The following is a 25,635-nucleotide window of genomic DNA, read 5'->3' as shown; positions in this document are numbered from 1 at the left end:
CATGAGCAACTCCACCCACACAACGACCCAGGCAACCACCCACACAACGAGCGCCCCGCTGGTCATGCAGGCCAAGGGCCTGGTCAAGCGCTACGGCCAAGTCACCGCGCTCGACGGTGCTGACTTTGAGTTGCGCGCTGGGGAAATTCTGGCCGTGATCGGCGACAACGGCGCGGGCAAGTCCAGCCTGATCAAGGCGCTGTCGGGCGCCACCGTGCCCGATGAGGGCGAGATCCTGCTCGACGGCCAGCGCATCCAATTCAAAAGCCCCATCGACGCGCGCCGTGCGGGCATCGAAACCGTGTACCAAGACCTGGCCGTGGCCCCGGCCATGACCATTGCCGAAAACCTGTTCCTCGGACGCGAGCTGCGCCGCCCAGGCTTCCTGGGCAGCACACTGCGCATGCTCGACAAAAAGAAGATGCTCGAAGAAAGCGTGGCCCGCATGGCCGAGCTGAAAGTCGGCATCCGCTCCATGACACAGGCGGTCGAGACGCTCTCCGGCGGTCAGCGCCAGTGCGTGGCCGTGGCGCGTGCGGCAGCTTTTGCACGCCACGTGGTCATCATGGACGAGCCCACCGCCGCCCTCGGCGTGAAGGAGGGCAACATGGTGCTGGAGCTGATCCGCCGCGTGCGCGACAAGGGTCTGCCCGTCATTCTCATCAGCCACAACATGCCCCATGTGTTCGAGATTGCCGACCGCATCCACATCGCCCGCCTGGGCAAGCGCGCCGCCGTCGTCAACCCCAAGAAGATCAGCATGAGCGACACCGTGGCCGTGATGACCGGTGCCATGGCCGCGTCTGACCTGCCCGCCGAATGCCTTGCCTGAAACGCCCCCATGCTGAAGAACATTGATCCCCTGCTGACCCCCGACCTGCTCAAGGTGCTGGCCGAGATGGGCCATGACGACGCCATCGTGCTGGCCGACGCCAACTTCACCGCCATGAGCCTGGGCGTGGGCAAGCCCGTGCTGCGCCTGCCCGGCATTGGCATGGCGCGCTCTGTGCAGGCCGTGACCAGCGTGCTGCCGCTGGCGCAGGATGTGCCGCACCCCGTGGCCTACATGCAGGTGGGTGGTACCGAGGCGCCCTACCGTTCAGCCCTGCAGCGCGAAACCATGAACGTGCTGGCACGCGAGGGCGTGGCCAGCGAACAGGCCGAGGGCGTGGAGCGTTTTGCGTTCTACGAGCGCGTCAAAAAGGCCTATGCCATCGTCGTCACCGGCGAACTGCAGCCCTGGGGCAACTTCCTGCTGCGCAAGGGCGTCATCGGCGACACTCTGAACGCCTGACTGTTTCATCATCATGCTGGACACCGACGCTTCTCCCTCCGCCGTTGACAACGCCGCCGCCGGCCCCGCGCTGCTGCGCCAGCGTGGATCCAACCACGTGGGGCTGCGCCAGTTCAACGAACGCGTGGTGCTGCAGGCGCTGCGCACCCACGGCAGCCTGGCCAAGGCCGAGATGGCGCGGGTCACGGGCCTCACGGCGCAGACCATCGGCCTCATCACCGCCCGGCTTGACGAAGACCAGTTGCTGCGCCGCGAAGCGCCTGTGCGCGGCCGTGTGGGCCAGCCCTCGGTGCCGATTGGCCTGAACCCCGACGGCGCCTTTGCCATCGGCATCAAGATCGGTCGCCGCAGCGCCGACTGGCTTCTGGTGGACTTCACCGGCCATGTGCGCGAGCGCATCGTGCTCGACTACGCCTTCCCCGACATCGACGTGCTGCTACCCGCTATCCGCACGCACCTCAACCAGTTGCTCGACGGCCTGGGCCCGCTGCGCTCGCGGGTGGTGGGGGTGGGCGTGGCAGCGCCGTTCCAGTTGGGCGGCTGGCACCGCATGCTGGGGCTGACCGAGGCGCAGTCCGAAGCCTGGAACAACATCGACCTGGCCGAGCAGGTGCAGCAGATGACCGAACTGCCCGTGAGCTTTGCCAAAGATACCTCGGCCGCCTGCGTGGCCGAGCTGCTGCAGGGGCGCGGGCGTGACATCCCTAGCTTTTTGTACCTGTTCATGGACACCTTTGTCGGCGGCGGGCTGGTCATCAACTCGCACCTGCACCGGGGCCTGCACGGAAACGCAGGCGCCGTGGCCTCGCTGCCGCTGTCACCCGCCCAGCCGGGCCAGGCGCCCGCGCAGCTCATCAGCCAGGCCTCGCTGTGGGAGCTGGAGCAGCGCTTTCGCGAGCACGGCCTCGACCCCATGGCCGCCTACGACAAGCGCGTGCTGCAGGCCCCGTGGCTGGAACACAGCCGGGGCTGGATTGCGCGCGCTGCGGCCGGCCTGGCGCATTGCATCGTCTCGGCCACGGCGTTTTTGGATCTGGATGCCGTGGTGGTCGATGGCGCTGCGGCCCCCGAGCTGCTGCAGGCCTTGTGCGAGGGCGCGCGCCACGCGCTGGCCGACTACAACTGGGAAGGCCTGCACCAGCCGCCCCGGCTGGAGCTGGGCACCATGGGCTCCGACGCGCGGGCGCTGGGCGGGGCGCTGCTGCCGCTACATGCATGTTTTGCGCCGGACACCGATATCTTCCTCAAGGCGTAGCTGCGGCTGTCTCACGATACGGTTGCGTTATTTGCTATTAAATATGTAGCTAATAACGTATGCCTATTGCGCGCAGGGCGCTGTTTTGAATGGGACTTTCCCATGAGTGGGCGGCCCAGCGGCGCCCGCCGCGCTACCGGCCCGCCAGAATAGCCCGCGCCACTTCCGCAAACCCCGCGCCCCGCTCGCCCTGGGTCACATACCGCGGCAGGTGCGTGAGCTGCGGCACAAACCGCGCGATGTTGGCCACGCCCACGCTGTGGGTGAAGTGCTGGAACATCGCCTGGTCGTTGCCCGAGTCGCCCACAAACACCCAGTGGTCCAGCTCCTGCGTTATGTCGCGACCCAGAAGCTCGCGCACGATCCAGTTGGCGCCCTGCCATTTGTTGAAGTCGCCGAAGCAGCCGTGGATGTGGATGCTGCTCACCGTGGTCTGCATACCTTCGCGCTGCAGCAGGGCCAGCACCTGCTGCACGGTGTCGGGCGTGTGCCGGTCGAACTCGGCGTAGTCAAAAGCCAGGTCCGTCTCACGCCCGGCGCTATCACGGCTCAGAGCCACGCCGGGCACTTCGACTGCCACCTTGGCCGCGATCTCGCGCATGCGCGCCTGGTTGGCACTGCGCGTGGCGGCGTCTTGCTGGTAGCGCTTGACCAGCGTGGGTTGAGCGCCGGAGCCCCGGGTAAATGCCACGGCCCCGTTCTCGGCCACCATGGCATCCACAGGCCAGCCCGCACCGGCAGGCCCAGCCATGAACGGCTCGCACCAGCCAATCGGCCGCCCGGTGATGGGGATGACCATCAGGCCTGCAGCTTTCAGGTCGGCCAGCGCCTGCAGCGCGTCGGGCGTGATGGCGCCCTCGGTGGTCAGGGTGTCGTCGATGTCGGTGAACACGCCCACGATGTCGCGGCGGGCCGCTGTCGGCCAGAGGTCCAGAGGCTGCATGCGGGCTCAACCGGCCTTCTGCAACGCCAACCCCGCATGCTCCCGCAGCGGATGGAAGTGGATCTTGGGAAACCGCTCCTGCGCCAGCCGCACGTCGTACGGCGAGGTGCACAGGTACGCCAGCGTGTCCGCCGCGTCGTGCGCCAGTCGCAGTGGGTAGGCATCGGTAAAGGCGCGCAGGTCGGCCGCGTTGTCGGCAGTGATCCAGCGCGCGCCCGTGTACTGGCAGCCTTCCAGGCGCACGTCGGCGTCGTACTCGGCCTTCAGGCGGTGCTGCACCACTTCAAACTGCAACTGGCCGACGGCGCCCAGCAGCATGTTGCCGCCGGCGTCGGGTTTGAAGACCTGGATGGCGCCTTCCTCGCCCAGCTGGGCCAGGCCCTGCTGCAATTGTTTGGTGCGCAGCGGGTTCTTGAGCACCACGGTCATGAACATTTCAGGTGCGAAGAACGGCAGGCCTGTGAACTGCAGGCTGGCACCGTCGGTAATCGTGTCGCCCAGCTGCACGCCGCCGTGCGTGGTGAAGCCGATGATGTCGCCCGCGTAGGCTTCTTCCACGGCCTCGCGGCGCTGGGACATGAAGGTCACCACGGAGGTGGGGCGCAGCTCTTTGGCGGTGCGCTGCACCTTGAGCTTCATGCCCGGCATGTACTTGCCAGACGCCACGCGCACGAAAGCGATGCGATCGCGGTGGTTGGCGTCCATGTTGGCCTGCACCTTGAACACCACGCCAGAGAAACCTTCGTCCTCGGGCTGGATGGTCTTCACGACGGGCTGTTTGTTGACTTCGAGCGTGCTCACGCGCGGGCCGGGGGGCGGGGCCATGTCCACCAGGGCATCCAGCACTTCCATCACCCCGAAGTTGTTCACGCCGGAGCCGAAGAACACGGGGGTCAGCTTGCCGGCCAGGAAGGCCTCATGGTTCCACTCGGGCGATGCGCCGGTGGCCAGCTCCATGCTGTCCATGGCGGCGTCGAACTCTGCGCCGAAGCGAGCGCGCAGTGTGTCCACGTCGGTGAGCGGGATGGATTCAAAGTCCTGCGGGCGGCGTTCGCTGCCGGACTCGAACACCGTCATCGTCTTGGTGCGCAGGTTGATGATGCCGCCGAAGGCCTTGCCCTGGCCCACGGGCCAGGTCATGGGGCAGCAGGGCATGCCCAGCTCGCGCTCGACCTCGTCCATGATGTCCAGCGGGTCGCGCACTTCCCGGTCCATCTTGTTGACGAAGGTGATGATGGGCGTGTCGCGCTGGCGGCAGACCTCGATCAGGCGGCGGGTCTGTGCTTCCACACCGTTGGCGGCGTCGATCACCATCAGGGCCGAGTCCACGGCGGTGAGCACGCGGTAGGTGTCTTCCGAGAAGTCCTTGTGGCCGGGCGTGTCGAGCAGGTTGATCACATGCTCGCGGTACAGCATCTGCATCACCGACGATGCCACCGAGATGCCGCGCTGCTTTTCGATTTCCATCCAGTCGGACGTGGCGTGGCGGCTGGCCTTGCGGCCCTTCACGGCACCGGCGATCTGGATCGCGCCCGAGAACAGCAGCAGCTTTTCCGTCAGCGTCGTTTTACCGGCGTCGGGGTGGGAAATGATGGCGAAGGTGCGGCGGCGCCGGGTTTCGGGGGCGTAGGACACGGGGGGATTCCAAGAGGGCTAGGGCCCGCTGCGGCAAGTGCTGCGGCAGTGGGCGCGACAGGCGCGGAGCGCCGAATCGCGGGATTTTACCGGGCGGGCGCTCTGGAATCTTCGCAGCAGGTATCAGCCTGTAGGGGCCTGCGTGTGGCGGGCGTACATCTTCTGCATGCCGCCGATCCAGCGTTCGTAGTCCTGCCCCTTGTTGCGGAAGTATTGCGCCACCTCGGGGTGGGGCAGCACCAGGAAGCGGCCGTCCAACATGGCCGCCAGCACATCGCCTGCCACCTGCTCGGGCGGCAGGATACCGTCGTGCGAGGCCGATCCGCCGTCCCCCGTGACCATGGCGGTCTGCACCGACTGCGGGCACAGGCAGGCCACGCCCACGCCCTTGCGGCCGTAGGCGATGCGCAGCCACTCGGCAAAGGCCACGGCGGCGTGTTTGGTGACCGCGTAGGGGGCGGATTCGACAATGGTCAGCAGCCCGGCGGCCGAGGCGGTGACGAGGAAGAAGCCTTCGCCGCGCTCCACCATCTCGGGCACCACGGCGCGCGCGGCCCACACATGGGCCATGCCGTGGATGTTCCACATGGCGTCCCACAGCGGGTCTTCGAGTTCGATGCCCCCCGGGCGGCCAAGGATGCCCGCGTTGGAGATGTAGGCGTCCACGCGGCCAAAGCGTTCGCGTGTGGTGGCCACCAGGGCCTGGATGTCAGCCTCTTTCGACACATCGCAGCGCACGGCCAGACCGCCGAATTCTGCCGCCACGGCCTGGGCGGGCTCCAGGTGCAGGTCGGCCACGACCACGGCGCGTGCGCCGTCCTGCGCAAACCGCCGCGCGATGCTGCGGCCGATGCCGCTGGCGCCGCCGGTGACGATGACGACCTTGTCCTTGGGGTCCATGCTGTGCTCCTCGATGGGTCTTTTGAAAGAGCGCCAGTGTCGGGGGCTCTGCCGGCCCCGGCAGCCGCGCAGGTGACATGGGGCTGGCAAGTCCGCAGGCGTGGGCGGGCAGGCGCCGGGCGGCCCCACCCGCAGACCGGGGATGTTTCCCCGCCGGGCACTTGCTTTTATAATCCGCCGATCCGAGGAGCGTTGCAGCGTCCCCAGCACAGGCGGGGCGTGAGGCTCGGAACCATCTACCCGCAACGACGCTCATCCACTTCTCGTGTGGTGAGCCTTGTCACTCCCCCGACCAGTGGTTTTTCAAACATGCTTTGGAGCACACCACCATGAACGCACGCGTCAACGCCCCGGTCAACACCGACTGCATCATTGCCGACATCGGCCTGGCCGATTGGGGCCGCAAAGAAATCCGCATCGCCGAAACCGAGATGCCCGGCCTGATGGCCATTCGCGAAGAGTTCGCCGCCAAGCAGTCGCTCAAGGGCGCCCGCATCACCGGCAGCCTGCACATGACGATCCAGACCGCCGTGCTGATCGAGACGCTGCAGGCCCTGGGCGCCGATGTGCGCTGGGCCTCGTGCAACATCTTCTCCACGCAGGACCATGCTGCCGCCGCCATTGCCGCCACGGGCACGCCCGTGTTCGCCATTAAGGGCGAGACCCTGGCCGAGTACTGGGACTACACCCACCGCATTTTTGACTTTGGCCCCAAGGGCACTGCAGGCGAAGGCCCCAACCTGATCCTGGACGACGGCGGCGATGCCACGCTGCTGATGCACCTGGGCAAGAAGGCCGAGAAGGACGCCTCCGTGCTGGCCAACCCGGGTAGCGAAGAAGAGCGCATCCTGTTCGCCGCCATCAAGGCCAAGCTGGCCGAAGACAGCAACTGGTACAGCCGCAAGAGCGCAGACATCATCGGCGTGACCGAAGAGACCACCACCGGTGTGCACCGCCTGAAGGAAATGTCGGCCAAGGGCACGCTGATGTTCCGCGCGATCAACGTGAACGACTCGGTGACCAAGAGCAAGTTCGACAACCTGTATGGCTGCCGCGAATCGCTGGTGGACGGCATCAAGCGCGCCACCGACGTGATGATCGCGGGCAAGGTGGCCGTGGTGGCGGGCTACGGCGACGTGGGCAAGGGCAGCGCCCAGGCTCTGCGCGCCCTGAGCGCCCAGGTGTGGGTGACCGAGATCGACCCCATCAACGCCCTGCAGGCCGCGATGGAAGGCTTCAAGGTCGTGACCATGGAATGGGCGGCCGACAAGGCCGACATCTTCGTGACCACCACCGGCAACCGCGACGTGATCACCTATGAACACATGGCCGCGATGAAGGACCAGGCCATCGTCTGCAACATCGGCCACTTCGACAACGAGATCCAGGTTGCCAAGCTCGAAGAAAACTGCCAGTGGGATGAGATCAAGCCCCAGGTGGACCATGTGATCTTCCCCGACGGCAAGCGCATCATCCTGCTGGCCAAGGGCCGCCTGGTGAACCTGGGCTGCGGCACGGGTCACCCCAGCTTCGTGATGTCCAACTCGTTCGCCAACCAGACCATTGCCCAGATCGAGCTGTTCACTCACAGCGACTACTACGAAAACGGCAAGGTCTATGTGCTGCCCAAGCACCTCGACGAAAAGGTGGCGCGCCTGCATCTGAAGAAGGTGGGCGCCATGCTGACCGAGCTGAGCGACGACCAGGCCGCCTACATCGGCGTGCCCAAGCAAGGCCCGTACAAGCCCGATACCTACCGCTATTGATGCGCTGAAGGGGCTGCGCCCTTTCCCCCGGCGCAGCGTTGCTGTTCTGGGGCCGGGCAGCGGCGCTTGCGCGCCGTATGCTCATAGCTTGATTGCTATATAAATAATAGCTATCAGGGCGTGATGGTCGCGCGGTAGCGGCTGTTTTTACTCATAAGAAGGATGGGCGCCATGCGCGCAGATGTGTTTTTGGTGGAGCGGGGGCATGCCGCCACCCGCTCGCAGGCCCAGCGCCTGATTGCGTCGGGTGTCGAATGGCGCCTGTCGCCGCTCGCGCCCTGGCAGAAGGTGGCCAAAAATGGCGACGACATCCCAGCGATTGCCGAGGTGCAGTTGCTCGACAGCGCCGAGGCCAAGTACATCTCGCGCGGCGGGCTCAAGCTGGAAGGCGCGCTCGATGCCCTGGGCCTGAAGGTGCAGGGGCTGCGCTGCCTGGATGTGGGGCAGAGCACCGGCGGCTTCACCGATTGCCTGCTGCAGCGCGGTGCCGCACAGGTGATCGGCGTGGATGTGGGCCATGACCAGCTGCATGAGCGGCTGAGGAGCGACGCGCGGGTGGTGTGTGTCGAGGGCGTGAACGCCCGCGCGCTGACGGCCGAAGCGCTGCAGCAGGCCTGCGAACTGGCGCTCTCGGAAGTCATCGAGCTGGAAGAGGACAACGAGACCCAGCCCGAAGCCCCCTACAGCTGGATGCGCAATGGCGGCCAGGTGGACGAGGACTACGACGACAGCGACGATGCCAAGGAAAAAGACATCGAAGCCTTCAAGTCCGAGCGCGCCGAGCTGGCCAAGGCGCGCGCGCAGGGCACGCTGCCGGTGGAGCGCCGCCGCCGCGCCGACCGTGCCGACGTGGACATCACGCCCGTGTTTGGCCTGGTGACGGGCGACCTGTCGTTCATCTCGCTCACGCTGGTGCTGCCCGCGCTGGTGCCACTGCTGGCACCGCAGGGCGAGCTGGTCATGCTGGTCAAGCCGCAGTTCGAGCTGCAGCCGGGCCAGGTGGGCAAGGGCGGTATCGTGCGCGACGAGGCGCTGTACGCCGTGGTCGAGCAGCGCATCCGCGACTGCTGCGCCACCGTGGGCCTGGCTGTGCTGGCGTGGCTGGACAGCCCCATCCAGGGCGGCGACGGCAACCGTGAATTTTTTATCCATGCGAGGAGGGCTGCATGAATGCTGCCAATGCACAGGGCACCGGTTTCCCTGTGAGTTTTGAGTTTTTCCCGCCCAAGACGCCCGAAGGCGCTGACAAGCTGCGCGTGGCCCGCCAGCAGCTGTACGCGCTGCACCCGGACTTCTGCTCGGTGACCTATGGCGCCGGGGGCTCCACACAAGAGGGCACATTTGGCACCGTGCGCGAGATCCTGGCCGAAGGTGTGGGCGCCGCGTCGCATTTCTCCTGCATTGGCGCCACGCGCCAGTCGGTGCGCGAGCAGCTCGCCACACTCAAGGCCATGGGCGTCAAGCGCCTGGTGGCGTTGCGCGGCGACCTGCCCAGCGGCTATGGCGCGGGCGGCGAGTTCCAGTATGCGAGCGACCTGGTGGCCTTCATCCGCGCCGAGACGGGGCGAGACTTCCACATCGAAGTGGCGGCCTACCCCGAGGTGCACCCCCAGGCCCGTTCGCCCGAGGCCGACCTGAAGGCCTATGTGGCCAAGGTGCAGGCCGGTGCGGATTCGGCCATCACCCAGTATTTCTACAACAGCGACGCTTACTTCCGCTTTCTCGAAGACACGCAGCGCCTGGGCGCCGAAGTGCCCGTGGTGCCGGGCATCATGCCCATTGGCAGCTCCACGCAGCTCATGCGCTTCTCGGATGCCTGCGGCGCCGAGATCCCGCGCTGGATCCGCTTGCGCCTGCAGGGGTTTGGCGACGACACGGCCAGCATCAAGGCCTTCGGCCTGGATGTGGTGACCGACCTGTGCGACCAGCTGCGCAGTGCGGGCGTGCCCGCCTTGCACTTCTACACCATGAACCAAAGCGCCGCGACGCTGGAGATCTGTCGCCGCCTGGGGATCTGATGGGGGGGCGCGGCCTGCCGCCGCCACCCTGCCAGGGGCTGGTCTGGCAGATGGCGGTCGCCTGGTTGCTGTGCGCTGCGGCGTTGGCGGTGGCCCTGCCTGCGCAGGCCCAGGGGCTGTCGGCCGAGGCCGATGCGCTGGCCCCCCACCTCTTGACGGTGCCGGGCGAGGCCATGCTGATCGACCCACCGCCACCGCCCCCCCTCCCGCCGCCTGGTGTGGATGCATCCTCCCTGGGGCTGGCCACCCCCGCTGATGAGGTCGGGCTGGCTTCGTGGTACGGGGCGCAGTTCCACCGGCGGCGCACGGCCAGCGGGGAGCTGTTTGACATGCGCGCGCTGACGGCGGCGCACCCCACGTTGCCGTTTGGTTCGCGGGTTTGTGTACGCAGCCAGGCGACGGGGCGGACGGTGGTGGTGCGGATCAACGACCGGGGGCCCCATGTCCGCAACCGGGTGATTGACCTCAGCCGGGGGGCGGCCGAAGCCCTGGGCATGGTTGGCCTGGGGCTCAAGCCGGTAGAGCTGTTTGCACTGGACGAGGACGAGAAGGACTGCCCGGCGGCGCCTTGAAGAGGGCGTTCAGATCGGCGTCTCTAGTGCCCATCGTCCGAAACAGCGCCCCGCGCTGTGCCCCCGGGGGGCGTCAGCCGCCGGATTCGAGGGTGTGCGTGGCGTGTTTGTCCTGCGCCAGCACTTCGGCCATTTGCGGCAGCGCGGTCTTCAGGGCGGCCTTGAGCGTGTAGGGCGGGTTGATCAGGAACATGCCGCTGGCGGGCAGGCCGGGGCGCTTGACGTCACCCGCAGCCGTCTCGACGAGCTTGCTGTTTTTCACCGTGAGTGTGGCGTGCAGCCAGCTTTTGCCGGCCTTGGTGGCCAGGGTCTTGAGGCGGCGGGGCAGGTCGTGCGCTTCGGGGCGCGGGATGATGGGGTACCAGAACGCATAGGTGCCCGTGGCAAAACGCTTGAGCGAGTCGGCCGCCATGTCGAGCACCTTGGCATAGTCGCTCTTGATTTCATAGCTGGGATCGCACAGCACCAGCGCGCGGCGGGCCGGTGGAGGCAGAAATTTCTTGATGCCTTCAAACCCGTCTTCATGCAGCACGGCCACCTGGCGGCCGGCTTCGAGCTGGGCGACATTGCCCGCCAGGGAGCGCAGGTCGGTCGGGTGCAGCTCGAACAGCTTGAGCTTGTCGTGGCTGCGCAGCAAACGCTGGGTGATGAAGGGCGAGCCGGGGTAGACCCGCAGGGTGTTGCCCTGGTTGAAGGCGTTCACCATGTCCACATAGGCTTGCAGGGCCGGGGCGAGGGCGGGCGCGGTGGGGGCAAACAGGCGGGCGATGCCGTCGGCGGCCTCGCCGCTGGTGCTGGCATAGTCGCCGTCCAGCCGGTACAGGCCTGCGCCTGCGTGGGTGTCCAGCACGGTCAGGGCCGCGTCTTTTTCGGTAAGGTGTTGCAAGGCGGCAATCAAAACCGTGTGCTTGAGCACATCGGCATGGTTGCCTGCGTGGAAGGCGTGGCGATAACTGAACATGGCCCAATGGTAACGAGTGCGCCCCCGGGATGGCTTTTTCGTGCTGCCACGGGCGGCCGGGCGGTGCCAGGGGGCGGTTGGGTGTATCTTTCCGGGCCACGGCACTACCCGAGCCGCCGCGATTGCGGTGGGCGTGATGTTTTTGGCAGACAGGTCACCGTTTGTTAGCCATTTGTTTCGAAATCGCCCGCTGCCATGCCGCATGATCGCGCCTGCGGCGGTGCTGGCGCTCCGTTGCGCCCCTGAATCGCCTTCGATACCGCAAGCACGCCACGTCCTTTGACCATGACCGAAAGCCTCCACCAAGCCCCCGCCAGTGGTGTCAGCCATGTCGATGCGCTGCCCCCTGGCACCCGGCTGGCCGAATTCGAGATCCTGGCGCTCCTGGGGGTGGGGGGTTTTGGCATGGTCTACAAGGCGTTTGACCATTCCCTGCACCGCGCGGTCGCCATCAAGGAATACATGCCTTCGGCCCTGGCCGGGCGCTCCGAAGGGCAGTCGCTGTGGGTGCGGTCCTCGTCCGACCACCAGACTTTCCACGCCGGGCTGGCCTCGTTCGTGGGCGAGGCGCGCCTGCTGGCGCAGTTTGACCACCCGTCGCTCGTCAAGGTGTTCCGGTTCTGGGAAGCCAACAACACCGCCTATATGGTGATGCCGCTGTACACCGGCATGACCTTCAAGCAGGCCCGCGCGCAGATGCGCACGCCCCCACCCGAGGCCTGGCTGCGCAAGTTGCTCTGGTCGGTGCTCGATGCCCTGCGCGTGCTGCACGATGGGAACACGCTGCACCGCGACATTTCGCCCGACAACATCTTTCTGCAGGACAACGGGCCACCGGTGCTGCTGGACCTGGGCGCTGCCCGGCACGCCATCAACGACCAGGACCGCAAACACACGGCCGTGCTCAAGGTGAACTACGCGCCCATCGAGCAGTACTCCGATGGCGATGAAGAACTGCGCCAGGGGCCGTGGAGCGACCTCTATTCGCTGGCGGCCGTCATGCACGGCTGCCTGGCCAACGACACCCCGCTGCCCGCCACGCTGCGCTCCATCCGCGACCGCATGGTGTCGTTCTCCCGCATCGCACGCACCGTCAAGCGCCAGTTCGGGGTGGAGTATTCAGCGCCTTTTGTGGCCGCGATTGCCCAGGCCCTGGCGCTGCGGCCCGAAGACCGGCCGCAGAGCATCGACGCCTTCCTCCAGGCCATGGAAATGACGTCGCCGCCGGACGACGTGCAGCATTTTGATTTCCGGGCCGAGTTGGGCGATATCTGGGTCGAGCCCGCCGACCAGCCCGGCCCTGGCTTGCTCACGCCCACGGTGGACGTGACCTCGGCCCCCCGCATCGTGGCCGAAATGCAGGCCCAGGCGAAGCGGGCAGAGGCCCCAGAAGCGGCTGCCGTGGTGGGGGACGGCAGCACGGGCCGACTGGCCACGGACCCGGGGGCGGACACGGTCATGCTGGGAGATCCCGACACCGTGTTTGCCGACCCGGGAGACACGGTGTTCATTGATGCGGGCGACACGGTGGCCGCCGATGACTCGCGCTATGAGGGCGCAGCCCACCACCGCAGGCATGGGGTCGTGCCCAAGCCAGGCGCAGAGCCACGGGCCCTGCCGCTGGAGCGAGACACTGTGCGTGCTGCAGGCAAAAAACCGGCCCGGTCCGCACGCCGCTTTCCCCTCGTGGCGGGGCTGGTGGTGGCGGTGCTGGTGGTCGTGGCCTCTGCTGCCGGCCTGCGGTGGATGCAGGGCGGCAACAAGGTGCCCCACGATGACATCATTACCGAGATGGCCGAGCCGCCCGCCCAGCCTGCAGTGGCAGCCGCCCTGACGGACGCTGCCCCGGCCGCTGACGTGCCGGCATCGGCCCCGGCGGCCGCAGAGGTGGTCGGTGCTGCAGGGGCTGCCTCGGTGGCTACCCCGGCCTCGGTGGCTGCGTCTGCGCCCCGGGTGACTCCCCGCAATGCCAAGCGCAACGCGCCGGAGCCTGTGCCAACGCCCATCGTGGTGCGCGAGGAGCCTGAGCCGCCACCACCTCCCGTGGTCGCCGAGCCCAAACCCAAGCCTGCGCCGCCACGGGTGCCTTCGCCGCAGGAGGTCTGTGCTGACGCCAATTTCCTCTCCCGGCCCATGTGCATCCACCAGGAGTGCCAGAAACCGTCGCAGGCCGGGCAGACCATCTGCGTGGAAAACCGCCGCCGCTACGAGGCCGAGGAACAGCGCCGCCGCCAGACGCCCAACTGAGCCGGGGCGGTTGCTGGGCCCCCTCTGGCGGCACTGCTTGCGCTGGCAAGGGACAAATTCGTATAATCGAAGGCTTCGCAGCGCTTTTGTGGTCCCGCGGCGAAGATCAAGTGCCACCTAAGAGGCTTCCGAAAGAGGAGCACCGACCGTGGAAAAGGACCCGCCAAACCCTCTTATCAAGAGAAAACTCATGACTACTACTTTCAGCGCAAAGCCCGCTGAGGTCGTGCACGAGTGGTTTGTGATTGACGCGACCGACAAGGTCCTCGGACGAGTAGCCAGCGAAGTTGCTCTCCGTTTGCGCGGCAAACACAAGGCCATTTACACGCCTCACGTCGATACCGGTGACTTCATCGTCATCATCAACGCAGCCAAGCTCAAGGTCACCGGCACCAAGTCCCTGGACAAGGTGTACTACCGCCACTCGGGTTACCCCGGCGGTATCACGGCCACGAACTTCCGCGACCTGCAAGCCAAGCACCCCGGCCGCGCGCTGGAAAAGGCTGTCAAGGGCATGCTGCCCAAGGGCCCCCTTGGTTACGCAATGATCAAGAAACTCAAGGTGTACGGTGGTGCAGAGCATCCCCACACCGCCCAGCAGCCCAAGGCTCTGGAAATCTAAGGAGCCTTGAGATGATTGGTGAATGGAACAATGGCACCGGCCGTCGCAAGTCCAGCGTCGCCCGCGTGTTTCTGAAGAAGGGTTCCGGCAAGATCACTGTGAATGGCAAAGACATTCAGCAGTATTTCGGCCGCGAAACCTCGATCATGATTGCCAAGCAACCGCTGGCGTTGACCAACCATGTCGAAACCTTCGACATCCAGATCAACGTGCACGGTGGCGGTGAATCCGGCCAGGCTGGCGCTGCCCGCCACGGTATCACCCGCGCTCTGATCGACTACGACGCAACGCTGAAGCCCGCACTGAGCCAAGCCGGCTTCGTGACCCGCGATGCCCGTGAAGTCGAGCGTAAGAAGGTCGGTCTGCACTCCGCACGCCGCGCCAAGCAGTTCTCCAAGCGTTAAGCCTTGGTCCTGCCCGGATGCCGCCCTGTGCGGCATCTGCTGCAAAGCACTCCCTGGGTGCTTTACAGAGAAAAACCGCCTTCGGGCGGTTTTTTCGTTTATGGTGCGCTCTTTTCTTTTGGGGCCGTATGTCCATGACACGCCTGTTGACCCTATGCGCTTTCGCCTGCTGCGCCGTCGGCTGACCATCAGCGCCCCCCGGGTCGCCATCCGCAGTGCCTTGCCCTGGCCCTTTCGTTGGCTGGCCCTGGCCGTGGTGCTGGGCTTTTGTGCAGCGGTCGCATTGTGGGCATTTGAGTTTGGCAAATCCATTGCGGGTCTGGACACCGTGTCGCGCGACGAGGTGCTCAAGATGAAAGCCGAGATCACCCGCCTGCGTGACGAAGGGCAGGAGCGGCAAACGGTGGCGCTCACCGCCGAGAGCCTGCTGGCCACTGAGCGGGCCGCCAAGGACAGCCTGGTGGCCCAGGTGCGCCAGTTGGAGGCCGACAACCGGACGCTGCGTGAAGACCTGGGGTTTTTTGAAAAACTGATCCCGGCGGCCAAGACCGATGGCCTCGCGATTCGTGCCCTGCAGGCCGAAGTGCTGGGTGGGATGCAACTGCGGTGGCAGGTGCTGGTCATCCAGGCCGCGCGCAACGCGCCCGAGTTCAATGGCCGCCTGGAACTGGTGTTGGCGGGCACCCAGGACGGCAGACCTTGGACACAGACCCTGCCACCCCAAGGGCAGCCCCTGCAGGTCAAGCAATACCGCCGCATCGAAGGTGTCCTCGATTTGCCCGCCCATGCCGTGGTAAAAACCGTGACCGCGCGCGTGCTGGACGGCACCAACGTCCGTACCACACAGACCATGGCGATTGAGTAAAAGGCCACGAATGGCCTGGCGCTGCGGCGGTCACGCCCAATAGTGGCCCCCTTGTACAGCGCCCATGTGCGGAGTGGTCTGCTTTGCGCGGGTCGCCCTTTTCAGTTCACCCGCATGTGGGCCCCGGAGCCCGCCTGTTTTTCCAGGAGTCCTGCCCATGTTTTCGCGTAAGAAGCAGCCCCCCATCAAAAGCCTGGTCGCCCAGGGCACCAAAATCGAAGGCAGTGTGTTGTTTGCCGAGGGCATGCGCATTGATGGCGAGGTGGTGGGCGACATCCGGGCCGGCTCCGAGCAGCCCAGCATCCTTGTGATTTCGGAAACTGCGCGCGTCGAGGGGGCTGTGCACGCCGACCACGTGATCATCAACGGCCAGGTGCTGGGCCCCGTGCATGCGGGGGAACTGCTGGAGCTGCAGCCCAAGGCACAGATCACCGGCAATGTGCACTACAAGGCGTTGGAGATGCACCAGGGGGCCGTGATCGCCGGGCAGTTGTTCCCCACGGCGGTGCTGGTGGAGGAAAAGCCCCCACTGAAGTTGGCGTCAAACAATCCCTGATCTGAATTCCCGAGCGGTTTGCAGTAGTATTAACCTCAAATACCGAACCCGGAGTACCCCATGAGCGCAGTTGCCGACAACATCCAGACCGAAATGCCCGCCCCCATCCTCTTCACCGACAGCGCGGCGGCCAAGGTGGCGGACCTGATTGCCGAAGAGGGCAATCCTGACCTGAAGCTGCGCGTGTTCGTGCAGGGTGGCGGCTGCTCCGGCTTCCAGTACGGCTTCACGTTTGACGAGATCACCAACGAAGACGACACCACCATGACCAAGAATGGCGTGTCGCTCTTGATAGATGCGATGAGCTACCAGTACCTGGTGGGTGCCGAGATCGACTACAAGGAAGACCTGCAAGGTGCCCAGTTTGTCATCAAGAACCCCAACGCCACCACCACCTGCGGGTGCGGTTCCAGCTTCTCGGCCTGATGGGCCCTGGGGCCGGGTCGGAAGGCCCCTGCCTCGGGTGCACCAAAGATAAAAACCGCCCTCGGGCGGTTTTTTCATGGGTGCAAGGAATCTGCGGTACTGCAGTGCTCAGGCGGGGTACACCGCCCCCAGCACGCGGGGGCCCGCTGCGCCGGTCACGCTGGGCAAGTTGCCGGGGGCCTGGTGCAGCGCCTGGCGTGCCAGCCAGGCAAAGGCTGCGGCTTCGACCTGCAGCGCGGGCAGCCCCAGGGCCTCGGTGGCCACGACCTGCAGCGTGGGGCACAGGGCCTGGAGGCGGCGCATCAGCTGGGTGTTGAGGGCACCTCCTCCGCAGATTGCCAGGGTTTCACTATTGTTTTTATAGCTATCAACGCTAGCTGAACAGGCGGTGGCAGTGAATTCTGTCAATGTGGCCTGCACATCGGCAGGCGTGGCAGGCCCGAAGCGCTCCAGGTGGCCAGCCAGCCAGGGGGGGTTGAACAGGTCGCGCCCTGTGCTTTTGGGGGGCGGCTTGTGCAGAAAAGGCTCCTGCATCAGCGATTCCAGCAGGCCGGGCAGCACCTGCCCGGTAGCCGCCCAAGCGCCCCCCTTGTCGAACGGCTGGCCGGTATGCAGCTGGCACCAGTGGTCCATCAGCGCATTGCCGGGGCCACAGTCAAACCCCAGCACGCTGCCGTCTGCTCCGAGCACGCTGAGGTTGGAGATGCCGCCAATGTTCAGCACCAGCACCGTTTCGCCAGGCCGTCCGAAGACGCCCTGGTGAAAGGCGGGCACCAGCGGCGCGCCCTGGCCTCCGGCCGCCACATCGCGGCTGCGCAGGTCTGCCACCACCGTGATACCTGTGCGCTCGGCCAGCAGGGCAGGGCTGAGCAATTGCAGGGTGTAGCCGGTGTCATCGAACTCCTGGGGGCGGTGGCGCACGGTTTGCCCGTGGGCACCCACAGCCCGGATGGCGCTGGCGGGCAGGTCGCTGTGTGCCAGCAGGGTGTGCACCACCTCGGCATAGGCACGCGACAAGGCGTTGCCAGCAAGGGCTGCACGGTGCAGTTCGTTGTCGCCGGGGGTGTTGAGCGCCAGCAGCTCGGCACGCAATGCGGGTGCAAAGCCAGCGCTGGCGTGGTGCGTGACCCGCATGCGCGGGCCGGAGAAGTCGGCCAGCACCCCGTCGATTCCGTCGAGCGAGGTGCCCGACATCAGGCCGATGTAGAGATCGGACATGGCCTGGCGGGCGGTGGACTGGACAGCGGAGATGGGATCAGTTCGCGCTGGCTTGCTCGATGAGCGCAGCGGCGTTCAGCTGAACGCGCATGTTGGCCGCCAGGCGGTCAAATGCGGGCCGTCCAGCGGCCGACACCGGTGCCGCAGCTTCGCTCTGGGCCACGATGGTCATCGGGTCCTGGTGCTGGCCGTTGACGCGGAATTCAAAGTGCAGGTGCGGCCCCGTGGCCCAGCCCGTGGCACCCACGGCGCCCAAGGTCTGGCCCTGTTCGACCGACTGGCCCTGGCGCACGTCGATGCGGCTCAGGTGGGCATACACCGTGACGTGCTGGTTGCGGTGCTTGATGAAGACCACGTTGCCGTAGCCGTTCTGCACACCCGCAAACTCCACCGTGCCATCGCCCACCGTGCGCACGGCGGTGCCAGTGGGGGCTGCAAAGTCAGTGCCCAGGTGGGCGCGCCAGGTTTGCAGGATGGGGTGCAGGCGCATCTTGAAGCCGCTGGTCACGCGCGAAAACTCGACCGGCGATGCCAGATAGGCGCGGCGCATGCTTTCGCCGTTCAGTGTGTAGTAAGCGCCCTTGGCGGCGCCGGGCTCCTGGAACCAGACGGCCTGGTGGGTCTTGCCGTTGTTGACGAATTCGGCGCTCAGCACGCGGCCGCTGGACAGGGGTTCGCCATCGGCTTCCAGGGTTTCATACACCACCGAGAAGCGGTCGCCCTTGCGCAGCGAACGGCGGAAGTCAATGTTGCCCGAGAACAGCTCGGCCACCTGCACAGCCACGGCGTCGGGGATGTTGGACGCATCGGTGGCGGCAAACAGCGAGCTGTGGATGACGCCGCCGGACAGCCGGCTGCTGGTCGTCATCTTGGCAGTTTCGATGCGCGTCGCAAACTTGTTGTCGCTGGTGCGCTCGACGATCAGGCGGCGGAAGTTGCCGCTGTCGTCCGGCACCCAGCGCACCGTCAGGCGGACCAGGCGGTGGTCGTCGGTGGTTTCGGCCGACACGCTGCGGCCGGTGCGGCCCAGCACATTCTGGCGCACTGGCGTGTCGCCACGCATGAAGGCGGCGGCGGCCGGGTCGGCCACGCCCAGGCGCTGCAGCAGGGATTCGGGGGTGTCGCTGCTGCGCACTTGTTCGGAACGGAACAGCGAGAAGCCCGGGGCTTCCAGCTCGCCCAGCACGAGGTTCTCGGCCAGCGATTCGACGGGGTAGCTCACCATGCGCACCGGCAGCTCGGCCGGGTCGGGCGCGAAGGACGCCACGGCGAAAGCGCCGCCACCGCCGGTCAACAGGACGGCGGCCACGGCAGCGGTGATGCGTTTGGGGTGTTGTTGGATCGTGCGGGACAGCCGGTCAAGCAAAGCCGAGCTAGCGGTGGTCAAGCCGTGAATCAAAGGTCTATCCCCAGGGTGATTGTGGATCCGTGGCACACCCCCGGTGTGAATGCGGGGCGGGGCCAGGAGCACAGACTGTCAGGCTGCAGCCATTCGACAGGTTGATGAAAAACAGGTCGAAACGGCGGGCCCACTAGAATCCGCCTCTGCAATGTGGGCTGAAGTATAGCGGCGCATGCTGTCTAGACATCCCAAAAAACCCTTATGAATCAATCTGCTGTTACAACAACCCCGGTCTCCGATGGTGTAAGACAAGCCCTCGAAATCTCGCTGCGCGGCGTGCAAGAGCTGCTGCCACAGGACGAATGGGTCAAGAAGCTGGCGCGCTCGGAGGCCACCGGCCAGCCGCTGCGCATCAAGCTGGGCCTGGACCCCACGGCCCCGGACATCCACATCGGCCACACCGTGGTGCTGAACAAGATGCGGCAATTGCAAGATCTGGGCCACCAGGTCATCTTCCTGATCGGTGACTTCACCAGCCTGATCGGCGACCCCTCGGGCCGCAACAGCACGCGCCCGCCGCTCACCAAGGAGCAGATCCTGGTCAACGCCGAGACCTATTACAAGCAGGCCAGCCTGGTGCTGGACCCGGCCCGCACCGAGATCCGCTACAACAGCGAATGGAGCGAACCCCTGGGTGCCAGCGGCATGATCCAGCTGGCCGCCAAGTACACCGTGGCACGCATGATGGAGCGCGACGACTTCCACAAGCGCTTCACCACCGGCCAGTCCATTTCGGTGCACGAATTTTTGTACCCGCTGATGCAGGGCTACGACTCGGTGGCTTTGAAGAGCGACCTGGAGCTGGGCGGCACGGACCAGAAGTTCAACCTGCTCATGGGCCGCCATCTGCAGCAGGAGTACGGCCAGGAGCCGCAGTGTGTGCTCACAATGCCGCTGCTGGTGGGGCTCGACGGCGTGGACAAGATGTCCAAGTCCAAGAACAACTACATCGGCATCACCGAAGAGGCGAACAGCATGTTTGCCAAGGTGCTGTCGATCAGCGACACGCTGATGTGGGACTGGTTCACCCTGCTGTCGTTCAAGAGCCTGGCCGAGATTGCAGCGCTCAAGGCCGAGGTGGCGGGCGGGCGCAACCCCAAGGACGCCAAGGTGATGCTCGCCAAGGAGATCACCACCCGCTTCCACAGCGCGGCGGCGGCCGATGCGGCCGAGCAGGACTTCATCAACCGCAGCAAGGGCGGTGTGCCCGATGAGATCCCCGAGGTGAGCCTGTCGGGCGCACCGCTGGGCATTGGCGGGCTGCTCAAGCAGGCCAACCTCGCCCCCTCGGGCAGCGAGGCCAACCGCCTGATCGACGGCGGCGGCGTGCGCGTGGATGGCAGCGTGGTCAGCGACAAGGGCCTGAAGCTGGCCGCTGGCACCTACGTGGTGCAGGTGGGCAAGCGCAAGTTCGCACGGGTCACATTGGCCTGATTATTTTGAGCAAAAAAGGCCTTAACCGCGCACTGGCTAAGCGATAGGCGCTATAAAAACAGAAGCGAAAGCGCCGTGCCTGCCCAGGCCGGCGCTTTTTTCTTTTCAGGCCCCATCCAGGTTGTCGTTCAGATCCGGGTCGGGCACATCGCCAATCGCTTGGCGGGTGGCCTCGGCCTGCACCTGCAGCCAGGCGCAGAAGGCCTTGATCTCCGGCCGCTGAGCGCTGCGGGGCCCGACCATGAGCCAATAGGACAATGGCGAGTCGATGCGGTGGCCGGGCAGCACCTCCACCAGGTCGCCCGAAGCCAGGGCATCGGCAATCAGCGGCATGCGGGCCAGCGCCAGGCCCTGGCCCGCCAGTGCAGCCTGCACGATCTGGTGGGCGTAGTTGAAATACAGCCAGCGCTGGGGCTGCAGCTTGGTCAGGTCGCGGGTGTCGAACCAGCGGCGCCAGCTCAGGTACTCCAGGTAGTGCGTGCGGTGGGCGTCGCCCGCTTCGATCAGGGTGAACTGCGCCACATCGGCGGGGGTGCGCAGCGGCTTGCCGCTCTTGAGCAGCCAGGGGCTCGCCACCACGGCCAGTTGCTCGCCAAACAGGCGGATGCCGCCCTGTGTGGCCCCGGCGGGCATGGCGTAGCGCAGGGCCAGGTCCACGTCCGACGTCTCCAGGTCCACCTGCACGTCGCTCGCATCAATGCGGATGTCGATGCCCGGGTTGTCGCGCTGGAACTCCTCCATGCGCGGGATGAGCCACATGGACGCAAAACTCGCCCAGGTGGTGATGGCCACGCTGCGGCGCCCGGCCGTCTGGCGCACCAGGCGCACGGCGGCGTCCATGCGCTCCAGCGCCGGGCCCACCGCGCGCTGCAGTTGCGCGCCCGCACTGGTCAGCTCCACCGCGCGCGTGTGGCGCAGGAACAGGGCCACGCCCACTTCTTCCTCCAGCGCCTGGATCTGGCGGCTCACGGCCGACTGGGTGAGGGCCAGCTCATCGGCCGCCGCGCGGAAGTTGAGGTGCCGCGCTACGGCCAGAAAGGCGCGCCAGTGGCCTGTGGCCACGGGCCGGGTGCGCAGCACGGCGGGGGAGTATTCGGCAGAGGCCATGGCGGGGCTCCGGGAGGGTTTTGATTCATGCGTTGACGGAATGAATAGCGTACCGCGTTTTCATTGGACTGTGTGTGGCGCAAGCATCACTATTCATGCTCCGAAACACCTGTTTTCCCTACCTGAAGGAGTCTGTCATGTCCGCCCGCAACGTTCTGGAATCGCAACAATCCGTGCAAGCCGCCGTGGCTGGCCGTTCTGCGGCCGGTTGCTGGAAACTGACCCCTGGCCGTGCCCTGTCGCTGCACCCGCAAGGGCGCAGCGTGCTGGAGATCACCCAGGGCCGGGTCTGGCTCACGCTGAGCGGGACCATGCCCACCCCGCTGCCCGCCGGCCTGTCTGCGGATCTGCTCCCCGGCGTGGCCGACCACATGCTGCAGGCTGGCGACCGCCTCAACATCGCGGCGGGCCAGCATGTGGTGATGGAGGCCTGGAACCCCGCAGGCCAACCCGGCGAAGAAGTGGCCTTCCAGTGGCATGGCGCCCCGGTGCCTGTGCAGGGCCCGCGCGCCCTGCGGCCGGGGGCTGAATGGGAATGTGGCGTGGTCCAGCCTCTGCGGGACCTAGTGCAGGCGCTGGCCCTGGGTGGGCGCGCCATGGGCCAGGCGGGTGCCCAGGCGCTCAGCGCCGGGGGGCGCCTGGCGCTCGGAATCGCCCGTTTTGCTCTCTTTCGGATAGCGGCTACGCATGAAAGCAAGCCCGCTTGAGCACGACATGCAAGAAGAGCATCAATCGCTGCATTCCTTTTCATTGGACGCCTTGCTTAGCACGGCGCACCATAGAGTCCATCAAGGGTAAACCCGGAGATTCACATGACCACCTCGCAGACTTTCAAGTTCTTTTCCACCGCTGCCACGGCTGCTGCCGCACACGGTGCCAGCACCTTGCTGCCAGGCAAGGCCCTCAGCCTGACGCCCCGCGCACCCATGGCCCTGCGCATCGCCGAAGGCCAGGCCTGGGTCACGCTGGATGCAGGCCCCTACGGCACGGGCGCTGAAGCCGGTGACGTGTTCCTGCACGCAGGCCAGACCTTGTGGGTGGCCGCAGGCCAACACGCCGTGGTCGAACCCGTGGGCGGTCAGCGCCTGCAGTACCGCTGGACCCGCACCCCGGTGGAAGCTGCCAGCACCGCCACCCCCTGGTGGCGCCGCGCAGCGTTCGGCAGCCCGTCGGTGGCGGTGGCCAGCGACGCCTGCTGCGCCTGATCCATCTGCCCTGTTTGCCGAGGGCTGCAGCGCGCGGAGTCGCCCGCTGCATGTCCTCTCGGTTTCATGGCCTGAAGAGCTTCTTGCGCCTGTCTAGCGGGCGCAAGAAGCTCTTTTTTTGATAGCAAATATTGCCTGAAAGCGCCGTGTTCAGCGGGGCGGCGCTTCCAGCCAATGGATCAACTGATTCTGCAGCGTCGTCAGCAGCTCCTCTGACAACCCTGGCTGTGCGGCGGCTGTGGCGCGGGCCAGCACCAGGCCGCCGACCATGGTGGCCAGCACCTGCATGGCGCGGGCGCGGTGGGTGGCTGCGGCGGCCGTTGCTTCGTCGGCATCCTGAGGCGCAGGTGCAGAGCCAGGGGCAGCGGGCGCGGCAGGTGCGCTGTCGGCCAGCAATTTTGCAAAGCGCTGGATGTTGCGCTCGATGCCTTCGGCAAACACCTGCGACAGCTCGGGCCCGGCGCGTGCCGCGTCCACTGCCAGGGCGGCGGCGGGGCAGCCGTTGCCGGGGGCGTCGCGGTGCTGGGGTGAGAGGTAGCTTTGGATGCGGTCTGCCACATTCGCGTTGGGGGTGTGCCCGTCCAGCGGCGCAATCGACCAGTCGAACGCGCGGGCACAGGCCTCGCGCACCAGGGCGTCCTTGGACTCGAAATGCCGGTACAGCCCGCCATGCGTCAGCCCTGCGTCGCGCGTGATGTCGGCCACGCCCACGCCCGTGAGGCCCCGCTCGCGGTACAGCCTTGCTGCGGCGTCCAGGATGCCCTGGCGGTTTTCGGCGGCCTGCGCTTTGGAGACTTTCATGGGTGCTGCCTTCTAATGATTGCGGTCATACGCAAAACAATGTTTTGTGTTTATGATGACGACCCCAATCATAAATGCCCGTCCCTCTGGTGCCCTGTGCCCAAGGGGTGCAGGGCGGCAACCCGTGAGGTGATTCCATGACATCAACCCCTTCGTCCTTCCACACGCGCAAAGCGCCCGTGTCGCCTGGGATGGCCTGCTGATGCGCCGCGTTGTCATCACCGGCATGGGTCTGGTCTCGCCCCTGGGCTGCCAGGTGGAGCTGGCCTGGCAGCGTTTGCTGGCGGGGCGCTCGGGCCTCACGCTGCTGCCAGCGGCCGTGACCGAAGGGGTGCCCGCCAAGGTGGCCGGCCGGGTGCTGTCGTTGGAGGAAGATCCCGAGGGTGGCTGGGATGTGGATGCCGTTGTTTCGGCCAAGGACCAGCGCAAGATGGACCGTTTCATCCCCTTTGCGCTGGGCGCTGCCGACCAGGCGCTGGCCCAGGCCGGCTGGCCCGCAGCGGGCGGCAGCGAGGCGGCACTGGCGCGCACGGCCACCGTGATTGCGTCGGGCATTGGCGGTTTTGGCGCGATTGCCGACGCCGTGCGCACCACCGAAACGCGCGGGCCGCAGCGGCTGTCGCCGTTCACCGTTCCGTCGTTTCTGGTCAACTTGGCTGCTGGGCAGGTGTCCATCCGCCATGGGCTCAAGGGGCCGCTGGGCGCGCCGGTCACGGCCTGTGCCGCCAGCGTGCAGGCGCTGGGTGATGCCGCCCGGCTGATCCGTGCGGGCGAGGCCGACATCGCCGTGTGCGGCGGCAGCGAGGCCGCCATCGACCGTGTGAGCCTGGGCGGTTTTGCGGCGGCCAAGACCTTGTCCACTGGCTTCAACGCAGCGCCCGCACAGGCCTCGCGCCCGTTTGATGCGCAGCGCGATGGTTTTGTGATGGGCGAAGGCGCGGGCATGCTCGTGATCGAGGCGCTGGAGCATGCGCTGGCGCGGGGCGCGCAGCCGCTGGCTGAGCTGGTGGGCTATGGCACCTCGGCCGACGCGCACCACATCACCTCGGGCCCCGAGGATGGCGACGGCGCTGCGCGCAGCATGGCCGCCGCGCTGGCGCAGGCGGGCCTGAAGCCCGGCGAGGTGCAGCACCTCAATGCGCATGCCACGTCCACCCCGGTGGGCGACCGGGGTGAACTGGCCGCCATCCGCCGCGTGTTCGGCACGGGTGCGGGGCCTGCCATCGTCTCCACCAAGTCGGCCACGGGCCACCTGCTGGGCGCAGCGGGTGCGGTGGCCACCATCTTCACGGTGCTGGCGCTGCGCGACCAGGTGGTGCCGGGCACGCTGAACCTGCACGAACCCGACGAACTGGCGCAGGGGCTGGACCTGGTGGCGCTGGCGCCGCGCCGCATGGCGCTCACACACGCCATGGTCAACGGCTTTGGTTTTGGCGGGGTGAACGCCACGCTGGTGCTGCGGCGCTGGGCCGAGGCCGCCTGATCGTTTTGGGGCGCTCAGGCCGCGGGTCAGAGCACCAGCTCGCCCCGCACCGCCTCGAATGCGGCGAGTGCTGCCTCGCCGTCCAGCAGCTCCATGCGGGCCAGCGCCTCCACGTCTTCCACGGTGCTGAATGCCAGGCTGAAGTGCTGAAACCGCCGCCCCGCCAGCGGGCCGTGGTGCAGCACCTCGATGTTGATGTGGCGGGGGTCGTTGCGGATGCGCTCGATGAGCTTGAGCACGGCTTTTTGCGGGCCCTCCAGCTGCTGGCAAAAGCGCTGCCCGTCAAAGATCAGCAGGCCCGTCACGTCCAGCTCCACGTTGACCTGGCGCGCGCGCCCGGCAATCTCGGCGACCACGCTCAGGGGTTGCTCGGGGGCGATGGTGCTCACGTAGAGGACCTCGTAGAGGGCAGGGGATAGATTCATAGATGCAGCCCAATGTAGGGGGCCCCAGGTGCCTCCGCAATGTCAAAAGACATAGCAGCGCCAGTGGCGCCGCCCAGTCTGCTGCGCAGTTGCAAC

General features: G+C 66.5%; 26 protein-coding genes and 1 riboswitch. Of the genes, 17 read left to right on the top strand and 9 right to left on the bottom strand.

Going from position 1 to position 25,635, the window contains the following annotated elements:
* Position 1 precedes the first annotated feature (1 nt).
* Genes ACSQ3O_RS23125 through ACSQ3O_RS23115 form a run of 3 tightly spaced genes read left to right on the top strand, consistent with a single transcriptional unit; the run spans position 2 to position 2,549 of the window.
* A complete protein-coding gene (locus tag ACSQ3O_RS23125; RefSeq protein WP_436140614.1) occupies positions 2–832 on the top strand; it encodes an ATP-binding cassette domain-containing protein in 831 nt (276 codons plus the stop codon).
* A gap of 9 nt (positions 833–841) precedes the next feature.
* Complete coding sequence (locus ACSQ3O_RS23120) at positions 842–1,294, top strand: RbsD/FucU family protein (RefSeq protein ID WP_436140613.1); 453 nt, start codon at positions 842–844, stop codon at positions 1,292–1,294.
* A gap of 13 nt (positions 1,295–1,307) precedes the next feature.
* The gene (locus ACSQ3O_RS23115; RefSeq protein ID WP_436140612.1) at positions 1,308–2,549 is read left to right on the top strand and encodes an ROK family transcriptional regulator; all 1,242 of its coding nucleotides are present in this window, start codon (positions 1,308–1,310) and stop codon (positions 2,547–2,549) included.
* Positions 2,550–2,682: 133 nt separating this feature from the next.
* On the opposite strand, the gene ACSQ3O_RS23110 is transcribed toward ACSQ3O_RS23115, so the two are convergent.
* The 3 genes from ACSQ3O_RS23110 to ACSQ3O_RS23100 form a co-directional block, all read right to left on the bottom strand.
* Positions 2,683–3,492: an HAD-IIB family hydrolase gene (locus ACSQ3O_RS23110; RefSeq protein ID WP_436140611.1), complete on the bottom strand. Its 810-nt coding sequence runs from the start codon at positions 3,490–3,492 to the stop codon at positions 2,683–2,685.
* A 6-nt stretch (positions 3,493–3,498) separates the two neighbouring features.
* A complete protein-coding gene (locus tag ACSQ3O_RS23105) occupies positions 3,499–5,127 on the bottom strand; it encodes a peptide chain release factor 3 (RefSeq protein ID WP_436140610.1) in 1,629 nt (542 codons plus the stop codon).
* Between the two features lie 123 nt (positions 5,128–5,250).
* Positions 5,251–6,027: an SDR family oxidoreductase gene (locus ACSQ3O_RS23100; protein ID WP_436140609.1), complete on the bottom strand. Its 777-nt coding sequence runs from the start codon at positions 6,025–6,027 to the stop codon at positions 5,251–5,253.
* 178 nt (positions 6,028–6,205) lie between these two features.
* Positions 6,206–6,288, top strand: a riboswitch (S-adenosyl-L-homocysteine riboswitch).
* 68 nt (positions 6,289–6,356) lie between these two features.
* Here ACSQ3O_RS23100 and ahcY point away from each other — a divergent pair.
* From ahcY to ACSQ3O_RS23080, 4 genes are all read left to right on the top strand, one after another.
* Positions 6,357–7,793 carry an adenosylhomocysteinase gene (gene ahcY, locus ACSQ3O_RS23095; RefSeq protein ID WP_436140608.1) on the top strand — a complete coding sequence of 479 codons (1,437 nt, stop codon included), beginning with the start codon at positions 6,357–6,359 and terminating at the stop codon, positions 7,791–7,793.
* Between the two features lie 171 nt (positions 7,794–7,964).
* The gene (locus ACSQ3O_RS23090; protein ID WP_436140607.1) at positions 7,965–8,963 is read left to right on the top strand and encodes a TlyA family RNA methyltransferase; all 999 of its coding nucleotides are present in this window, start codon (positions 7,965–7,967) and stop codon (positions 8,961–8,963) included.
* On the top strand, positions 8,960–9,811 hold the full coding sequence (gene metF, locus ACSQ3O_RS23085) for a methylenetetrahydrofolate reductase [NAD(P)H] (protein ID WP_298456976.1): 852 nt from the start codon (positions 8,960–8,962) through the stop codon (positions 9,809–9,811). Before ACSQ3O_RS23090 ends, metF begins: the two co-directional genes overlap by 4 nt.
* Complete coding sequence (locus ACSQ3O_RS23080) at positions 9,811–10,383, top strand: septal ring lytic transglycosylase RlpA family protein (protein WP_436140606.1); 573 nt, start codon at positions 9,811–9,813, stop codon at positions 10,381–10,383. The genes metF and ACSQ3O_RS23080 overlap by 1 nt, the downstream gene beginning before the upstream one ends.
* Before the next feature lie 73 nt (positions 10,384–10,456).
* Here ACSQ3O_RS23080 and ACSQ3O_RS23075 read toward each other — a convergent pair whose 3' ends face one another.
* Positions 10,457–11,344, bottom strand: coding sequence for a 23S rRNA (adenine(2030)-N(6))-methyltransferase RlmJ (locus tag ACSQ3O_RS23075; protein ID WP_436140605.1), 888 nt, complete (start codon positions 11,342–11,344; stop codon positions 10,457–10,459).
* 285 nt (positions 11,345–11,629) lie between these two features.
* Between ACSQ3O_RS23075 and ACSQ3O_RS23070 the strand changes: the two genes are divergently transcribed.
* The 6 genes from ACSQ3O_RS23070 (at position 11,630) to erpA (ending at position 16,464) form a co-directional block, all read left to right on the top strand.
* Positions 11,630–13,591, top strand: coding sequence for a serine/threonine protein kinase (locus ACSQ3O_RS23070; protein ID WP_436140604.1), 1,962 nt, complete (start codon positions 11,630–11,632; stop codon positions 13,589–13,591).
* 190 nt (positions 13,592–13,781) lie between these two features.
* Entirely contained in the window at positions 13,782–14,213 is a 432-nt protein-coding gene (gene rplM, locus ACSQ3O_RS23065) for a 50S ribosomal protein L13 (RefSeq protein ID WP_026437700.1), read from the top strand.
* 11 nt (positions 14,214–14,224) lie between these two features.
* Positions 14,225–14,617: a 30S ribosomal protein S9 gene (rpsI, locus tag ACSQ3O_RS23060; protein WP_011804080.1), complete on the top strand. Its 393-nt coding sequence runs from the start codon at positions 14,225–14,227 to the stop codon at positions 14,615–14,617.
* 154 nt (positions 14,618–14,771) lie between these two features.
* On the top strand, positions 14,772–15,482 hold the full coding sequence (locus tag ACSQ3O_RS23055) for a DUF6776 family protein (protein WP_436140603.1): 711 nt from the start codon (positions 14,772–14,774) through the stop codon (positions 15,480–15,482).
* Between the two features lie 157 nt (positions 15,483–15,639).
* On the top strand, positions 15,640–16,038 hold the full coding sequence (locus ACSQ3O_RS23050; RefSeq protein WP_137747738.1) for a bactofilin family protein: 399 nt from the start codon (positions 15,640–15,642) through the stop codon (positions 16,036–16,038).
* A gap of 60 nt (positions 16,039–16,098) precedes the next feature.
* Positions 16,099–16,464, top strand: coding sequence for an iron-sulfur cluster insertion protein ErpA (gene erpA, locus ACSQ3O_RS23045; RefSeq protein WP_056414289.1), 366 nt, complete (start codon positions 16,099–16,101; stop codon positions 16,462–16,464).
* A 108-nt stretch (positions 16,465–16,572) separates the two neighbouring features.
* On the opposite strand, the gene ACSQ3O_RS23040 is transcribed toward erpA, so the two are convergent.
* Positions 16,573–17,682 (bottom strand): anhydro-N-acetylmuramic acid kinase, encoded by a 1,110-nt coding sequence (locus ACSQ3O_RS23040; RefSeq protein ID WP_436140602.1) that lies wholly within the window; start codon positions 17,680–17,682, stop codon positions 16,573–16,575.
* Positions 17,683–17,719: 37 nt separating this feature from the next.
* Positions 17,720–19,081 carry a peptidoglycan DD-metalloendopeptidase family protein gene (locus ACSQ3O_RS23035; protein WP_436140601.1) on the bottom strand — a complete coding sequence of 454 codons (1,362 nt, stop codon included), beginning with the start codon at positions 19,079–19,081 and terminating at the stop codon, positions 17,720–17,722.
* 204 nt (positions 19,082–19,285) lie between these two features.
* Here ACSQ3O_RS23035 and tyrS point away from each other — a divergent pair, with 204 nt between their 5' ends.
* Positions 19,286–20,518: a tyrosine--tRNA ligase gene (gene tyrS, locus ACSQ3O_RS23030; protein WP_436140600.1), complete on the top strand. Its 1,233-nt coding sequence runs from the start codon at positions 19,286–19,288 to the stop codon at positions 20,516–20,518.
* A gap of 105 nt (positions 20,519–20,623) precedes the next feature.
* Here tyrS and ACSQ3O_RS23025 read toward each other — a convergent pair whose 3' ends face one another.
* On the bottom strand, positions 20,624–21,625 hold the full coding sequence (locus ACSQ3O_RS23025; RefSeq protein WP_137747734.1) for a LysR substrate-binding domain-containing protein: 1,002 nt from the start codon (positions 21,623–21,625) through the stop codon (positions 20,624–20,626).
* A gap of 137 nt (positions 21,626–21,762) precedes the next feature.
* On the opposite strand from ACSQ3O_RS23025, the gene ACSQ3O_RS23020 reads away from it, so the two are divergent.
* Both ACSQ3O_RS23020 and ACSQ3O_RS23015 read left to right on the top strand, forming a co-directional pair.
* On the top strand, positions 21,763–22,332 hold the full coding sequence (locus ACSQ3O_RS23020) for a DUF2917 domain-containing protein (RefSeq protein WP_436140599.1): 570 nt from the start codon (positions 21,763–21,765) through the stop codon (positions 22,330–22,332).
* A gap of 105 nt (positions 22,333–22,437) precedes the next feature.
* A complete protein-coding gene (locus tag ACSQ3O_RS23015; protein ID WP_436140598.1) occupies positions 22,438–22,830 on the top strand; it encodes a DUF2917 domain-containing protein in 393 nt (130 codons plus the stop codon).
* Positions 22,831–22,980: 150 nt separating this feature from the next.
* Here the strand turns inward: ACSQ3O_RS23015 and ACSQ3O_RS23010 are convergent, their stop codons facing one another.
* Complete coding sequence (locus tag ACSQ3O_RS23010) at positions 22,981–23,631, bottom strand: TetR/AcrR family transcriptional regulator (RefSeq protein ID WP_436140597.1); 651 nt, start codon at positions 23,629–23,631, stop codon at positions 22,981–22,983.
* A gap of 202 nt (positions 23,632–23,833) precedes the next feature.
* Here ACSQ3O_RS23010 and fabF point away from each other — a divergent pair, with 202 nt between their 5' ends.
* Positions 23,834–25,114 carry a beta-ketoacyl-ACP synthase II gene (gene fabF / locus ACSQ3O_RS23005; RefSeq protein ID WP_436140596.1) on the top strand — a complete coding sequence of 427 codons (1,281 nt, stop codon included), beginning with the start codon at positions 23,834–23,836 and terminating at the stop codon, positions 25,112–25,114.
* Positions 25,115–25,140: 26 nt separating this feature from the next.
* Here fabF and ACSQ3O_RS23000 read toward each other — a convergent pair whose 3' ends face one another.
* The gene (locus tag ACSQ3O_RS23000) at positions 25,141–25,539 is read right to left on the bottom strand and encodes a BLUF domain-containing protein (RefSeq protein WP_436140595.1); all 399 of its coding nucleotides are present in this window, start codon (positions 25,537–25,539) and stop codon (positions 25,141–25,143) included.
* Between the last annotated feature and the right edge of the window lie 96 nt (positions 25,540–25,635).

The organism is Acidovorax sp. LjRoot74, from assembly GCF_964254355.1.
Taxonomy (GTDB): domain Bacteria; phylum Pseudomonadota; class Gammaproteobacteria; order Burkholderiales; family Burkholderiaceae_C; genus Acidovorax.
Note: the sequence above shows the minus strand (reverse complement) of the source record. Positions and strands in the feature narration are given on the sequence as shown.